The 15,070-nt window shown below is 41.5% G+C and carries 14 protein-coding genes; 11 read left to right on the top strand and 3 right to left on the bottom strand.

Annotated elements, in window-relative coordinates; genetic code table 11:
- The first annotated feature begins 32 nt into the window (after nucleotides 1-32).
- On the top strand, nucleotides 33-425 hold the full coding sequence (locus V6Z54_RS11725) for a kinase-associated lipoprotein B (RefSeq protein ID WP_075611849.1): 393 nt from the start codon (nucleotides 33-35) through the stop codon (nucleotides 423-425).
- On the opposite strand, the gene kapD is transcribed toward V6Z54_RS11725, so the two are convergent.
- Nucleotides 422-1,039 (bottom strand): 3'-5' exonuclease KapD, encoded by a 618-nt coding sequence (gene kapD, locus V6Z54_RS11720; protein WP_041088492.1) that lies wholly within the window; start codon nucleotides 1,037-1,039, stop codon nucleotides 422-424. The genes V6Z54_RS11725 and kapD overlap by 4 nt on opposite strands.
- A 217-nt stretch (nucleotides 1,040-1,256) precedes the next feature.
- On the opposite strand from kapD, the gene V6Z54_RS11715 reads away from it, so the two are divergent.
- From V6Z54_RS11715 to V6Z54_RS11705, 3 genes are all read left to right on the top strand, one after another.
- Nucleotides 1,257-2,435, top strand: coding sequence for an MFS transporter (locus V6Z54_RS11715; RefSeq protein ID WP_220396373.1), 1,179 nt, complete (start codon nucleotides 1,257-1,259; stop codon nucleotides 2,433-2,435).
- A 107-nt stretch (nucleotides 2,436-2,542) separates the two neighbouring features.
- Nucleotides 2,543-4,444, top strand: coding sequence for a transglycosylase domain-containing protein (locus tag V6Z54_RS11710; protein WP_047203301.1), 1,902 nt, complete (start codon nucleotides 2,543-2,545; stop codon nucleotides 4,442-4,444).
- Between the two features lie 18 nt (nucleotides 4,445-4,462).
- Nucleotides 4,463-4,873 carry a thiol-disulfide oxidoreductase DCC family protein gene (locus tag V6Z54_RS11705; protein WP_099663615.1) on the top strand — a complete coding sequence of 137 codons (411 nt, stop codon included), beginning with the start codon at nucleotides 4,463-4,465 and terminating at the stop codon, nucleotides 4,871-4,873.
- 44 nt (nucleotides 4,874-4,917) lie between these two features.
- On the opposite strand, the gene V6Z54_RS11700 is transcribed toward V6Z54_RS11705, so the two are convergent.
- On the bottom strand, nucleotides 4,918-5,475 hold the full coding sequence (locus V6Z54_RS11700) for a YufK family protein (protein ID WP_039181089.1): 558 nt from the start codon (nucleotides 5,473-5,475) through the stop codon (nucleotides 4,918-4,920).
- A 185-nt stretch (nucleotides 5,476-5,660) separates the two neighbouring features.
- On the opposite strand from V6Z54_RS11700, the gene malK reads away from it, so the two are divergent.
- The 7 genes from malK (at nucleotide 5,661) to V6Z54_RS11665 (ending at nucleotide 14,642) form a co-directional block, all read left to right on the top strand.
- On the top strand, nucleotides 5,661-7,259 hold the full coding sequence (gene malK / locus V6Z54_RS11695; RefSeq protein ID WP_073979084.1) for a malate sensor histidine kinase MalK: 1,599 nt from the start codon (nucleotides 5,661-5,663) through the stop codon (nucleotides 7,257-7,259).
- A complete protein-coding gene (locus V6Z54_RS11690; protein ID WP_073979083.1) occupies nucleotides 7,252-7,959 on the top strand; it encodes a response regulator in 708 nt (235 codons plus the stop codon). The genes malK and V6Z54_RS11690 overlap by 8 nt, the downstream gene beginning before the upstream one ends.
- 392 nt (nucleotides 7,960-8,351) lie before the next feature.
- On the top strand, nucleotides 8,352-9,434 hold the full coding sequence (locus V6Z54_RS11685; RefSeq protein ID WP_041088485.1) for a BMP family protein: 1,083 nt from the start codon (nucleotides 8,352-8,354) through the stop codon (nucleotides 9,432-9,434).
- Between the two features lie 159 nt (nucleotides 9,435-9,593).
- Nucleotides 9,594-11,129, top strand: a complete 1,536-nt coding sequence (locus tag V6Z54_RS11680; RefSeq protein ID WP_039181099.1) for an ABC transporter ATP-binding protein — start codon at nucleotides 9,594-9,596, stop codon at nucleotides 11,127-11,129.
- Nucleotides 11,122-12,168, top strand: a complete 1,047-nt coding sequence (locus tag V6Z54_RS11675) for an ABC transporter permease (RefSeq protein ID WP_039181102.1) — start codon at nucleotides 11,122-11,124, stop codon at nucleotides 12,166-12,168. Before V6Z54_RS11680 ends, V6Z54_RS11675 begins: the two co-directional genes overlap by 8 nt.
- On the top strand, nucleotides 12,169-13,128 hold the full coding sequence (locus V6Z54_RS11670; protein ID WP_041088483.1) for an ABC transporter permease: 960 nt from the start codon (nucleotides 12,169-12,171) through the stop codon (nucleotides 13,126-13,128). It begins immediately after the preceding gene.
- A 176-nt stretch (nucleotides 13,129-13,304) separates the two neighbouring features.
- Nucleotides 13,305-14,642, top strand: coding sequence for a 2-hydroxycarboxylate transporter family protein (locus V6Z54_RS11665; protein ID WP_047203307.1), 1,338 nt, complete (start codon nucleotides 13,305-13,307; stop codon nucleotides 14,640-14,642).
- Between the two features lie 73 nt (nucleotides 14,643-14,715).
- Here the strand turns inward: V6Z54_RS11665 and V6Z54_RS11660 are convergent, their stop codons facing one another.
- Nucleotides 14,716-14,925 carry a hypothetical protein gene (locus V6Z54_RS11660; RefSeq protein ID WP_041088479.1) on the bottom strand — a complete coding sequence of 70 codons (210 nt, stop codon included), beginning with the start codon at nucleotides 14,923-14,925 and terminating at the stop codon, nucleotides 14,716-14,718.
- Nucleotides 14,926-15,070: the final 145 nt, after the last annotated feature.

The raw sequence follows: 15,070 nt of genomic DNA, 5'->3' as shown, positions 1-15,070 counted from the left end.
CTTCCTATGAGAAGGAAATGGAGGAATTTCACATGACAGACATTCAAATTGGACAAGTTGTGAAAGGTTTTTATAAAACAGGTGTATACGTTGGGGAAGTAACAGCAGTGAAACCATCGACCTATCTCGTTCAAGTAAAAGCCGTTCTGACACATCCCACTCAAGGCGACCTGCATCATCCGAAAGAAGCAGACGTGCCTTTTTTTCAGGAGAGGCGGGCTTTGGCCTATAGAGAACAGACAAATATCCCTCATCATATGGTGAAGCCTTATGATGGCGATATACCTGATTATGAAGTGTCACTGAAAGAAGCTGTAGAAAAATTGAAACAAGCACTCCGTGCGGATGATTCCAAATGGGCTGAAAAATCAAGAGCGTGCCTATCCTCTCTTGAGAAAGATTATTTTCCAGAAGACGTCCGCTAATCAGCCGAATCAAAAAAATGTGAGAAATCGATCAGCTCACCAATTTTGGTTGTTTGCGGATTTTCCACATAGGCTCTGTCTTTTTCAAAAAGGGTTAACAGCTGATAAGTCGTCATGGCATCATCGAGTGCTTTATGATGCTTACCAGCTCCTTCACTGCCGTATTCCTTTGCCGCTTTTCGAAGCCCTGTCAGTGTGCGGTCACCAAAAAAGGTTTTATATTCAAAGGCAAGATCCCTCAGCTTCCCCTTAAAAGGAAAGGCAATGTGATTGAGCATACAATTTTGCTTCAATACCTTCATGTCCATGTTGCCCCACGTAATAATCTCACAATTCTCTCCCCCATCAAGTGATAAGAGCTTCTCGATAAACGCCTCAAAAGAAATCCCGCTCTCTACATCCTGCTGCGTAATTCCGAGGAAAGATTTACAGCGCTTCGTCAGCTTCGGGAACTTTTTCGGTTTGACGTAGCTAGAGAATGTGTCTATGATCGTTTCATCTGCTGCTTTCACTACCCCAGCTTCAATAATTTCAGGAAAAAAGTTTTGTGGATGATATTTTCCATCAGGCATCGTAAATTCAAAATCGACCACAAGCACCGTCTTCTGTTCCACCAGTCTCACCTCTCTTTTTCGTCAGTTTTCATTCTCATACCATTATATTAAGATGGACCTTGAAATCACTTCATTTTCGTGAAAATAATGCAGATTCACTACGCCCAACCTATTCATCTGATGAAAGATCGTTTATTTTCCTTTATAATTATTAAGGAACACGAAATAAATAAAGAAGGTGGTCTCTATCACAAACAGGAAGAAAAACTTGTACATCATGTGGTTTGTGAACTTTTTTGTATCAGCGAGCATTACAATGATCGTCCCTTTTTTATCACTTTACATAGAATCTCTTGATAGCAGCTATTCAAATGAATTTGTTCAAAGATGGAGCGGCTATGTCTTTGGAGTCACGTTTTTAACGGCCTTCCTGATCTCTCCGATCTGGGGGCGGATTGGCGACCGGCATGGCTATAAAAAAATTTTACTAATTAATGGAATTGGCATCGCCACAAGTATTCTATTAATGGGGCTTGTGCACACCGTGTATCAGCTATTCGCACTAAGGCTCTTCATGGGGCTTGTCACAGGCTTTATCTCGACTTCAATGGCACTGATTTCTGCACAGACCGAAAAGGCAACTGCCGGTAAAACCCTTGGAACGATGCAGATGAGTAATGTCGCCGGAGGATTGTTTGGTCCATTAATGGGCGGATTCATGGCAGACAGCGTCGGATTTATTTATACGTTTTTCCTCACAGCGGCTGTCATTTATGTGTCAGCTATTGTGATTATCTTCGGAGTGAAGGAACAGCCGATCCGGTCAAAAGAAGCAAAGCGTGTTTCTTACTCACGGAAGGATGTACTCTTTCACATTTTCAAACAGCCTTTACTTGTAGTCACGATGCTTTTAACGTTTATTACACAAGTAGGAAACTTTAGCATTCAGCCGCTTTTGGCTTTATACATTCATGATTTACATGGTCCTGTCAATCTCGCTTTTTATGCGGGGCTTGCATTTTCTGCAACTGGACTTGGCAATTTGCTGTTTACGCGAAAATGGGGAGATCTCGGAGATCGAATTGGTCACGACAAGGTGCTGCTTGCCCTTCTCATCCTCTCCTCTATTTTATTCATCCCGCAAGCAATGGCGGATTCGTACGTGATGTTAGTCATTTTCCGTTTTCTATACGGGATGGCACTTGGTGGGATTATTCCGTGTACGACGGCGTATATTCGGATCAAAGCACCTGCTTCTATGCAAGGGGAAGTGCTCGGATACAATGTCAGCTTCCGCTTTCTTGGGAATGTCGTTGGTCCGGTGATCGGGGGCATTGTGGCGAGTCATTACGGGATTCCAGCTGTCTTTTATGTCACTGCCGGCATTTTTCTGTTTGGCGCGTTATTTTTATGGGCGGTCCGCTCGCATGCGAAGACAAACGAAAGGAGTGTCTGATCATCTTCAGATACTCTTTTTTCTTGCGGAAAAGCCTTATTCACTAGACTTCACGCCCATTCTTTTCTAAAAATAACCTTCTCGTATCCGCAAAAGAATGGTACGATATGGCTAGAAAATTGAAGAAAGTGAGTGACCTCATGTTTCGTGCAATCATTGGTTGGTTATTACTTGCTGCCCTCATCCCATTATTTGCTCTGACTTTTTATCTATCAAAGGAAGAAGCTGCAAGTGTAAAGCCTGTTAACGAAGTGCTTGATCAAAAAATCAAGCTGGAAAAGATAGATTTTTCCCAAAACAGTTATATGTATGACCGGGATGGTTCCCTCATCTCCGAGATCGTCTCAAACGATGAGAACCGAGTGTTCGTGAAATACGATAAAATTCCTGAACCTGTGAAGGAGCTGTTCCTCCGTTCAGAGGACCGTAACTTTTATGACCATAAAGGCATTGACTTTATGGGGGTGGTTCGTGCCCTTGCTGCAAATGTCAAAAACCACGGCATCAGCCAAGGAGCGAGTACAATCACACAGCAGCTGTCCCGCAACTTGTATTTAAGCCATGAACGTTCGTTCAGCCGAAAGTTTACAGAGCTGCTCTATTCCTATGAACTTGAGCGGAAATTCTCGAAAGATGAAATTCTCGAAAGCTATTTAAATACGATTTATTTCAGTAATGGTGTTTACGGTGTCGGTTCTGCGGCTAATTACTATTTTGATAAGCCGCTTAGTTCTTTAACACTCGCACAAATGGCATTTATCTCTGCTATTCCAAACAACCCAACACTGTATGACCCATTAAAACAGTTCAAGCACACAAAGAAACGCCAAGAACGGCTGCTTGGTATTTTGAAGAAAGATGGCGTCATCACCAAAAAGCAATACAAAAAAGCCGTTAAAGAAAAAATCAGCCTATCCTTAAGTGAAAAGAAAAACCTTTATCCTGACTATGTGACATATGCCAATGAAGAGTTTACCGATCTTGTGTCTGATCAGGAGGGCTTTACAAAACGATTGAAGAAGGCCAAAACGGCTGAAGCAAAAAAGGCGATTCAAAAAGAATTATCTGAAAAGGTCAGTGCTCTGCTCCAGGATGGCGTGAAGATTTATACGGCGCTTGACCCTTCCTTACAGCAAAGAGCTGTCTATCAGCTCAATGCTCAATTGCCTTACCAAGGGGTCGAAGGCGGATCAGCCGTCATTAATCATGAAACGCATCAAATTGTTGCACTTGCTGGCGGGAAAAACTATAAGAAATTTGATTTCAACTATGCTTATCAAGCGCAAAGACAGCCTGGTTCTGCGATTAAGCCGCTTTTAGACTATGCGCCTTATATTGATCAAACCGGTGCAACGGCTTCAAGCACTATCAGTGCCGGCAAGTTTTGCAGCAGCGGATACTGTCCGCAGAACTATAATCATAAAACGTATGGAACAGTCACACTTGAAACAGCCTTTAAAAATTCTTACAATACCCCTGCGATCCGAATGCTGGATACAGTAGGTGTCAAAAAAGGCTTCAGCTATTTAGAGAAGTTCTCATTCGAGCATATCGTAGCAGATGATTACCGCCTTCCTTCTGCACTTGGCGGATTTACGAAAGGCTTCTCACCGCTAGAAATAACAGATGCGTACACCGTTTTTGGCAACCAAGGAGCCTACACACAAAGTCATTCGATCACAAAAGTGACAGACTTAAACGGCAAGACCCTATACAAGTGGAAAGAGTCGCCAAAGCAAGTATATTCTCAGCGGACAAATGAAACGATGCGTAAGCTGCTTTCCTCCGTTGTAAAAAGTGGAACAGGGAAAAAAGCGAATTTCAATGCCCCTTACATCGGTGGTAAAACAGGGACATCCAATGACTACAAAGATATTTGGTTTGTGGGACTGACAGATCAGTACACAATGGGTGTCTGGGTCGGAAGAGATAGAGGAACGGTTGAATCGATTTATCGTTCAAGCCCGCACTTACGTATTTGGAAAAATACGATGCAATACGCCAGATAAACAGGAGGTTTGATTGCGATGCATTCAACACATCCACCCCATTTAATTTTATTTGACGGTGTCTGCAACGTGTGCAGCGGCGCTGTTCAATTTGTGATTAAGCGCGATCCGAAAGAACGGATGATGTTCGCTTCATTACAATCAGATACAGGACAGCGTATTTTAAAGGAAAACGGTTTGCCTTTAGAAGAGTTCAATTCTTTCATTTATATTGAAAAAGGAACACTTTATACGAAGTCAACAGGCATCTTAAAAGCCGCGCGGCATTTAAAAGGGATCTACAGATGGAGCTTTTTACTCCTTGCCATACCTCGCCCAATCCGTGATTGGTTTTATGAGCTGATTGCAAAAAATCGCTACAAATGGTTTGGTCAAAAAACATCTTGTATGATGCCTACACCCGATATTCAAAAGCGGTTTCTTTCATAAAAAAAAGCATCCTCCAATGATAGGAGGATGCTTTCTTTGTCTGCTTACGAAGGCAGACTTGCCATCACACTGTTATAAAGCTTAATAAATAAGTACAAAATACCGATCAAAAACGTCGCCCAAAACAGCAGAATAAACATCATAAATCCAATCAAATTCAGCATATTAAGCGATTGATAAATGCGAACCACAACCCAGATAAAATAGACAAGACTTGCTAATGCAAAAAGTCCGACTAGCAGAATGAGCTGCTGCGTCAACAGAAATGCAAGTAAGCTGGCAAATAAATAAACAACGGATGCAATCCGAATTTTCTTTAAGTTCTCCCCTTCAGGGTCCTTAGCGAAAAAGAGTAACGCCAGCTCTAATACCGTATCTGCAATCAGTTTTAAGGCAGATAAGATCATAAAATAAACAAGTGCAAAAGCGGCAAACAGAGCAAGACGGATGCCCTGTTCTGAGAAAAACTCCAGCATTCCTTTTAAAATACCTGCTTGAGTCAAGAAATCAGTTGTGATACCTACTGTAAAAATCGAAAAAGCAGAGCTGAATAGTAAAATTGAAATCAGCGGAAAATATCCAGTCAAATATGTATTTTTCATAAATAGTTCCTTTCTCATAAGCTCACATTTATTATGGCTCACTTAAAACGGATTGACAAGATGCTTTCAAAGTAAACTGACAGCAAAATCAAATTTATGATTTTGCACGTACATTCCTTCACAAACTTACATTTTCCCGTTAAAGTATTACTGTTACGAAAAAATCGTTCGTTAGGGGTATACTCGTGAAAAAAACTTTAAGACTGCAAACTCGGCTGACGATCTTTGTGTGTATCGTTGTCCTGATCTCCCTTTGTATCACATTCTTTACGATATGGTCGGAAACAGCCAAGAACATTCATCAGCAGGAGCGTGACATTGCTCTCTCTACTGCCAAAATGGTCGCAGAGGCACCGATCACAGCACAATCATTAGAAGATCATTCATATTCAGCATTACGAAAATATACAACAAATGTTCAGCAAATCACCAAAACCGAATTCGTTGTCGTCATGGATATGAACGGTATCCGTAAAACACACCCGAATCCGCAGAAGATTGGGAAACGGTTTGCCGGCGGTGATGAAAAAGCAGCATTACAGGGAAAAGAACATATTAGTACGGCTTCTGGAACACTCGGCAGATCCATGCGTGCTTTTGTTCCTGTTTATGATCAAAATGGTAAGCAGCTCGGGGCTGTGGCCGTAGGGATTACGTTAAAGGAAATTGACTTGATTATTCATCAAAGCTTACTTCCACTCTACTTCGTCACATCACTCAGCCTTCTATCTGGCATCATCGGGGCACTCATTGTGGCAAGAAAAGTGAAGAAGATTATGTTTGGACTTGAGCCGGATGAGATTGCCACATTGTTAAAAGAACGAAGTGCCATGCTAGAATCAACAAAAGAAGGGATTCTTGCCGTCGATCAGCACGGTAAAATCAAGCTGGCCAATGCAGAGGCAAAACGTCTCTTTCATAATATGGGCATTATGGTTGATCCTAGAGAACAAGATGTTCAAACTCTCCTCCCTTCAAGCGGCTTAAAACAGGTCATTAAAACACGCAAGCCGCTGCTTGATCGTGACGTGAGAATGAATGGACTGGAGCTCGTTTTTAATGAAGTACCAATTACAGTAAATGATGAGATTGTCGGGGCCATCGCCACCTTCCGCGACAAAACAGAAGTCAAACACCTGGCTGAGCAGCTTAGCGGGGTCAAAATGTATGCGAATGCCCTCCGTGCCCAGTCACATGAATTTATGAACAAGCTTCATGTCATTTTAGGTTTGGTCCAGCTCAAAAACTACGATGACCTTGGCACTTATATCAAAGATATTGCAATTTATCAGCAAACGGAAACAAATGAAATTATCAACCATGTGAAAAACTCTGTTTTAGCAGGATTTTTACTAGGAAAACAAAGCTATATCAGGGAACAAGGCGCTGCCTTGGAGGTTATTTGCAGCACACAAGTGCCAAATACGGAGGATCCGGCAGTGACGCATGACCTCATTACCGTGATTGGCAACTTGTTAAATAACGCACTCGATGCGGTTTCACATACTGAGACAAAAAACATCTCGATCTCCTTCAGATACGTCCAGGAGCAGCTTCACATTGAAATCACGGACACAGGTGTTGGTCTCACAAAAGAAGAACAAGACATCATGTTTGATCAAGGTTTTTCAACTAAAGGAGAAGACCGAGGGTTCGGACTCTACTTTGTTGACCAAAGCATTAAGAAATTGAACGGACATATGATTGTCACGAGTGAAAAAGGAGAAGGAACGACCTTTAGTCTCCGCATTCCATATAAACAAAAGGAGGATTCACATGATTAATGTGTTAATAGTAGAAGATGATCCAATGGTTGGGGAGCTGAACAAACGCTACCTGACCCAAATCGACGGCTTTGAGTTAAAGGGGATTGCCACCTCCTTTCAGCAGGCACTTGAATTGTTAAAAACAGAAGTCATACACCTCGTACTGCTCGATATTTATATGCCTGGACAAAATGGGCTGGCATTACTAACAGAAATTCGCCAGCAAAATCATGCCGTTGATGTCATTGTCATTTCGGCTGCAAATGAAGTGGACGTTGTTCAGCAAACGATGCGAAACGGAGCGGTTGATTATTTAATCAAACCTTTTGAGTTCGAACGATTCCAATCAGCACTGGCAGAGTATAAACGGAAACACGCCCTGTATCAATCCATGAACAGCATTTCGCAAAATGATTTAGATGCGAAGCTTTTTCATAAAAAAGCAGAGGCAGAAAAAGTCCTTCTGCCAAAAGGACTGACCAAAAGCACACTTAAACTCATCTGGACAAGCATTCAATCATTCGGTCAACAGGCTTTCACGACCGAAGACCTAGCCAATCATACAGAAATCTCTCAAGTCTCCATTAGAAAATACTTGAAATTCCTTGAGGACATCGAAGTGGTGGATGTTGAAATGGCTTATGGGACAATTGGACGTCCTGTTTTCCAATATAAACTGAACACGAGCAATATGAATTTGATTCAGCAATACCTTTAAAATACTACATCTGACCTTTCACAAAGGCCAGATGTTTTTTTATGGCATACGATGTAACAAACCCCTTGATATCAGTGGTTCTGCTGTAGCGGAGCACATCACAAAAGCGGCATTATATCATATTTCAGCAGATAAAAAGACATCAAATAAAGCCATTTAACATTTTTTTAAAAATAAAACAAATTTCTATTTATTTATTCGATCGGAAATGATAAATTATGATTGATTAGTTCAACGAGATATAAGTCTGATGTCTTACATCTTCTCTCCTGTCCTCCATAAGTTTCACGAGAAAGCAGGATAAAATACCCTCTTTAGGGTGAGAAGAAGATAGATCGGTCTTTTTTCGCGAGACTTTTCTGAAACTTTTAAATTTTATAGGGGGTTATGTTTTGAAGAAGCGCAAAATTGGACTAGCATTGTCCTTAGTCGTAGCAGCAGGAACCATCCTTGGAGCATGCGGCAACTCTGGCTCAAACAGCGGTGAAAGCAAAAAAGATAAAGATCAATTCACTGTTGCAATGGTAACTGATGTCGGTGGTGTCGATGACAAATCGTTTAACCAATCAGCTTGGGAAGGTTTACAAGCATTTGGGAAAGACAACAATCTAAAAAAAGGTAAAAACGGCTTTGATTACTTACAATCTAAATCAGATGCTGACTATACAACAAACTTAAACACACTTGCTCGTGAGAAATTCGACCTGATTTACGGAATTGGTTTCTTAATGGAAGATGCTATTTCTGAAATTGCGGATCAACGTAAGAAAAACCACTTTGCTATCGTTGATGCAGTCGTGAAGAAAGACAACGTAGCCAGCATTGTGTTTAACGAAAACGAAGGATCATTCCTTGTGGGTGTTGCGGCTGCTCTTTCTACAAAATCAAACAAAATTGGTTTTGTCGGCGGCGTTGATTCTGAATTAGTCAGAAAATTCGAAGTCGGTTTCCGCGCAGGTGTTGAAGCAGCGAACCCAAAAGCAAAAGTTGAAGTGAAATATGCTGGTGCATTCGATAAGGCTGACATCGGTAAAGCAACAGCTGAAAGCATGTACAAATCTGGCGTCGACATCATCTATCATGCTGCTGGCGGCACTGGAACTGGTGTCTTCACAGAAGCGAAAAACCTGAAAAAAGCAGATCCTAACCGTAAAGTTTGGGTCATCGGTGTAGATAAAGACCAGTATGACGAAGGAAAAGTACCTGGAACAAAACAAAGTGTCACTCTTACTTCTATGGTTAAGAAAGTAGACACAGCGGTACAAGACTTAACAACGAAAGCAAAAGATGGTAAGTTCCCTGGCGGCGAAGTGATCACATACGGTCTGAAAGAAGGCGCTCTTGACATCTCTCCATCTAAGGAAAACCTTGATAAAGATGTATTAAAGAAAGTGGAAGAATGGAAACAAAAAATCATCAAGGGCGAAATCAAAATCCCTGCAACACGTGATGAATTAAAAGATTTTAAAGCTTAATTTGAGCATCGGGATAAGCGCGCCTTATCCCCTTGCCTCTCCTTTACCTCCTCTTTATTCGTAAAAGGTGGTAAAAGAAAAGCTGCAGCCTCGTTTTGCAGCTTTTCTTTTGCTAGTTTTTATCTTCATCAGCACCCTAAAAAAGGAGCGGTTAAACCTGTGGATTATGTCATTGAAATGTTGAATATACGCAAAGAATTCCCTGGCATTGTAGCAAACGACAACATTACGCTGCAGCTAAAAAAGGGCGAAATTCATGCGCTGCTTGGTGAAAACGGCGCTGGAAAATCAACGCTCATGAACGTGCTTTTCGGACTGTACCAGCCTGAAAAAGGTGAAATCAAGGTACACGGAAAACCTGTGACCATCTCTAGTCCAAACGATGCTAGTGATTTAGGCATCGGAATGGTGCATCAGCACTTTATGCTTGTCGATACCTTTACTGTCGCTGAAAACATCATTTTAGGTAAAGAGCCAAAGAAGTTTGGAAAGATTGACAAAGAACAAGCCATACAGCAAGTACAAGAGCTTTCTGACCGCTATGGTTTGAAAATAGATCCTGCCGCAAAAGTATCTGACATCTCTGTCGGTATGCAGCAGCGTGCAGAAATCTTAAAAACACTTTACCGCGGCGCTGACATTTTGATCTTCGACGAACCAACGGCCGTTTTAACACCTCAAGAAATCAAAGAACTCATACAAATCATGAAAAACTTAATCAATGAAGGCAAATCCATTATTTTAATCACCCATAAGCTGAAAGAAATTATGGATGCATGTCATCGCGTGACCATTATCCGAAAAGGCCAAGGCATTCGTACACTTGATGTGGAAAGCACAAATAAAGACGAACTTGCAAGCCTCATGGTTGGCCGTGAAGTGTCATTTAAAACAGACAAAAAAGCTGCTTCTCCTGCTGAGGAAGTTCTTCAAATTCAAGACCTCACAGTAAAAGACGCCAGAGGAATTGAAGCGGTCAAACAATTGAACCTCTCAGTGAAGGCTGGCGAAATTGTTGGAATTGCTGGGGTAGACGGCAATGGCCAGTCTGAATTAATTGAAGCCATTACAGGGCTAAAAAAATCAGAATCTGGCACGATCATGCTAAACGGGAAAGCCATTCAAAATCTCCCGCCTCGTAAAGTGACCGAATCTGGGATTGGGCATATTCCTCAGGATCGTCATAAACATGGACTTGTACTCGATTTTTCAATTGGAGAAAACATTTCCTTACAAACGTATTATCAGCGTCCTTATTCAAAATTCGGCTTATTGAATATGAAGAATATTTATCAAAAGGCAAAACGAATCATTGCGGAATATGACGTTAGAACACCGAGTGAATATACAGAAGCGCGCGCCCTATCAGGCGGTAACCAGCAAAAAGCTATTATCGGCCGTGAAGTTGACCGCAATCCTGATTTATTAATTGCCGCTCAGCCAACACGAGGACTTGATGTTGGTGCGATTGAATTTGTTCATAAACGTCTCATTGAGCAAAGAGACTCTGGCAAAGCCGTTTTGCTCATCTCCTTTGAGCTTGATGAAATTATCAATGTCAGTGATAAGATCGCTGTCATTTTCGAAGGCAGCATTGTGGCCATTGTTGATCCAAAAGAAACAACAGAGCAAGAGCTTGGCCTATTAATGGCTGGAAGTACGCAACAGGAAGTGGGGAAAGAAGCAAATGTCTAATCGCTTAACAAATCTGCTGATTCCGCTTATAGCCATTGTACTTGGTCTTTTGGTTGGGGCCATTATTATGCTGGCAAGCGGTTATAGTGTCATCGAAGGCTATGGCGCCCTTTGGAATGGCGTTTTCGGTGAAACCTATTATATGGGAGAAACCATCAGGCAAGTGACACCTTATATTTTATCAGGTCTTGCTGTTGCCTTTGCATTTCGGACAGGCCTGTTTAATATCGGTGTCGAAGGTCAAATGCTTGTTGGCTGGGTAGCTGCTGTATGGATTGGAACAACTGTCCATGCACCTATGTATATTCATCTGCCTCTTGCACTCATTACCGCAGCTGCTGCAGGTGCTTTATGGGGCTTTATTCCTGGATTTTTAAAAGCTCGTTTTTATGTGCATGAGGTCATCGTCACCATTATGATGAACTACATTGCCCTTCATGTCACAAACTATTTAATCTCAAATGTCTTAACAGATAATAAAGATAAAACAGATAAAATCGATGCCACTGCATCTCTTCGCTCTGGATTTTTTGAGCAGATCACTGATTTCTCCCGGATGCATAACGGTATTTTTGTTGCCATTATTGCGGCCGTCGTGATGTGGGTCATTATTCAAAAAACTTCTAAAGGGTTTGAGTTACGGGCTGTTGGAATGAATCAGCAGGCATCACAGTATGCTGGCATGAACGTTCGCCGCAATATCATTTATGCGATGCTCATTTCAGGAGCTTTTGCAGGTCTTGCAGGCGCTATGGAAGGCCTTGGTACATTTGAATATGCCTCTATTAAAGGCTCGTTTACAGGCGTAGGTTTTGATGGAATTGCCGTCGCTTTATTAGGTGGAAATACGGCTGTTGGTGTTGTCCTTGCTGCATTATTGCTTGGTGGATTGAAGGTCGGTGCATTAAATATGCCGCTTGAATCAGGCGTACCGACTGAGGTTGTTGATATTGTCATTGCGATCATCATTCTTTTCGTCGCCTCAAGCTATATTATTCGTCTTGTGATTCAACAAATGAAGAAAAAGGGGGGAAAATAAGTGGGATTTCTGCAAATACTTGAAATCATCGTCCCAGCTACACTTGTTTATGCTGCACCACTTATTTTAACCGCTCTTGGAGGCGTCTTTTCAGAAAGATCAGGTGTTGTCAATATCGGTCTTGAAGGTTTGATGGTCGTCGGAGCATTTTCCAGTATTATCTTTAACTTATTTTTTGCTGATACGTTTGGAGCCTTGACCCCGTGGATTGGGCTTCTCGTCGGAATGGCCGTTGGCGGATTGTTCTCACTGATTCATGCAGTTGCGACCATTACCTTCCGAGCTGATCAAACGGTCAGTGGTGTGGCCATTAACATGCTGGCACTTGGCGCTACATTGTTTGTCGTAAAACTGATTTACGGAAAAGCACAAACTGATAAAATTACAGAGCCTTTCTATAAAGGAGATATTCCCCTTCTAAGTGACATTCCGATCATTGGTGATATTTTCTTTAAAGATGTTTATTATACGTCCATACTTGCTTTAGCCCTTGCGGTTGTTGCATGGTTTGTTTTATTTAAAATGCCATTTGGTCTTCGTCTTCGTGCAGTCGGAGAGCATCCAATGGCAGCAGATACAATGGGAATCAAAGTGTACCGGATGCGTTATATCGCTGTCTTCATTAGTGGACTGTTTGGCGGTCTTGGCGGGGCTGTTTATGCCTCAACGATCGCGCTTGATTTCTCCCATGCCACCATTACTGGACAAGGCTTCATCGCACTAGCTGCGCTTGTATTCGGTAAATGGCATCCATTTGGCGCAATGGGAGCTGCTTTATTCTTTGGATTTGCTCAAAGCTTAAGCATCATTGGTTCTCTCCTGCCGCTGTTCCAAGATATACCGAATGTATATATGCTTATAGCACCATATGTGCTCACCATCTTAGCACTTACTGGCTTCATCGGACGTGCTGATGCACCGAAAGCACTTGGTACACCTTATTTAAAAGGAAAACGATAAATACGATGTATGATCAATCCCCTGAAGGACAAACTACCTTCAGGGGATTTTTGTATGATAAAAAACTCAAAAACTCCTGTTTATTTTACTTTTATTACACTTATTTTAGTTTAATAAATAGATGAGTGTCACAGAATCTTCTACAATTGAGACAAATAGCATTTGGGGGTGTTTATGTGGCTAATGCACAACAATTGAAATCGATTACAGACGATTCTGACAATAATAAAAGCGTTTTCCGTAAGATCATGTCTTGGAAAATTGGTGTTATTGATCTACCTGTGTATTTAGTACTTGCAGCGATTATTTTAACTGCCGCTTATTTTAATAAAATTCCAGCAAATATGCTTGGTGGTTTCGCTGTTATTATGATTTTGGGGATTTTCCTTGGAGATGTAGGACAACGTATTCCAATCTTAAAAGATATTGGTGGACCGGCGATTCTTTCTTTATTCGTACCATCGTTCCTGGTCTTTTTTAATGTTCTGAATCCGAACTCATTGGAAGCGGTTACGTCTCTTATGAAAACGTCGAACTTCCTTTACTTCTATATTTCTGCTCTTGTAGTAGGTAGTATTCTTGGGATGCAGCGAACTGTTTTAGTACAAGGCCTTATTCGTATGTTTGTCCCTCTAGTTGCAGGTACAATTGCAGCTGTGAGTGCTGGTATCCTTGTGGGCCTTTTAGTTGGTTACACACCGCATCATTCATTCTTCTTTATTATTGTACCGATTATTGCCGGTGGTGTTGGAGAAGGGATTTTGCCATTATCTATCGCTTATTCACAAATTCTTGGTGTATCAGCAGAGTCATTAATTTCTCAATTAATTCCTGCGGCTGTCATTGGGAACGTCATTGCCATTATCTGTGCTGGTGCAATGAAGAAGCTTGGTGAGAAACGTCCTGAACTGAACGGGAATGGCCGTCTTGTGAAATCTAAAGAAGCAAACGAAATTTTCGAACAACCAGATATGGATGCAAAAGTTGATTTCGGTTTAATGGGTGCTGGTGTACTCGTTGCTTGTACAACCTTCATCTTTGGTGGTTTGTTAGAAAGCTTTGTTCATATTCCTGGTCCAATCTTAATGATTGTTCTTGCTGCTTTAATCAAATACTTAAACGTGATGCCTCAGCATCTTCAAAACGGCTCACAGCAGTTCTACAAGTTTGTATCTAGAAGCTTTACATGGCCGCTAATGGTTGGTCTTGGTATTCTATACATTCCACTTGATGATGTAGCAACTGTCATCTCAATTCCTTTCGTATGCGTATGTATCGCTGTTGTACTCGCAATGGTTGGTTCTGGTTACTTCGTTGGAAAACTAATGAACATGTATCCAGTAGAATCTGCTATTGTCACTGGCTGTCACAGCGGACTTGGCGGTACTGGTGACGTTGCAATTCTTTCAGCTTCTGGAAGAATGGGTCTTATGCCTTTCGCCCAAGTATCTACACGACTTGGCGGAGCAGCAACTGTCATCTGTGCAACGATCTTACTCAGAATGTTTAGTTAAACATTCACACAAAAAAGCATGGGCATTCACATGAGCCCATGCTTTTTTTATATTTCTTTTCTCCTATAGGATCTTATTCATCAGCTAATACAATTCGTATATATTCCCTTGGCTGAAAAGGATACAGCTTGGTTTCTTGATAGCTCATGTGAAGAAGATGCTCAGAAAACAGCGGCCATTCACTCCCGGCCTGCCACCTTTTTTGATCATTTCGGTCAATCAAGAATGCTCCTCCTAAAATCGTGCAGAATAGGCTTAAGCTGATGGCGATCTTTCGTTTCATTTGATCAGCTCCTTTAAGAAAAGCATGTACGAAAAACAAAACAATATACAATGAGTATCATTTTTGATAAAATTATTTTTGTGGTCAAAAGAACTTAAAACAAATACAGTTTGCTTGAAATCGTTTCAAACCAATGCACTATGGC

The sequence above is a fragment of the Bacillus sp. MAG717A genome, from assembly GCF_036884855.1.
Taxonomy (GTDB): domain Bacteria; phylum Bacillota; class Bacilli; order Bacillales; family Bacillaceae; genus Bacillus; species Bacillus safensis.
This window is presented reverse-complemented; position numbering and strand designations above follow the sequence as displayed.